General features: G+C 54.2%; 1 protein-coding gene. It reads left to right on the top strand.

What is annotated here, in order from left to right; translation table 11 throughout:
* On the top strand, positions 1–430 hold a 430-nt coding region (locus ACEWB7_RS17990), incomplete at both ends, for a hypothetical protein (protein ID WP_411581088.1).

Below are 430 nucleotides of genomic sequence, written 5' to 3'. Positions count from 1 at the left end.
CAATATGGATGAAGTCACTCTCATGGGGCGCAACTTCAGCGTTTGCGTGAACAAGGCAGACCTCAAGCCCGCTGCTGATGTGCAGGGCATTTGCGACTACATCAGCTCGCAACTCGAGGATGAGGGCTTTCCGGCCACGGTGTGCGCTGTCAGCAAAAACGATATCTCCTCCGTCAATGCCATGCTGGGCAGCTTCAATCCAGAGGAGCTGTTCGGCTCTATTTTCCAGCCTGAATTGCTCCAGCAGAATCTCGCCATCGAAAGCACGCTGAGTACGGCGCTGGATGGGCTGAACAGCGACAAGGAAAGTAACGAGCAGAAAATTGCTGAGATAGAAGATGCCTTGCGCGCCTTGGAGCAAGAGCGTGAGCAGCAAACCCAGGCAAACAATTCCGGGAATCTGGAGCGCATTGTCGATGAGGTATTGCGC

The sequence above is a fragment of the Acinetobacter sp. NIOH-H-8 genome (assembly GCF_046635365.1).
GTDB lineage: Bacteria > Pseudomonadota > Gammaproteobacteria > Pseudomonadales > Moraxellaceae > Acinetobacter.
This window is presented reverse-complemented; position numbering and strand designations above follow the sequence as displayed.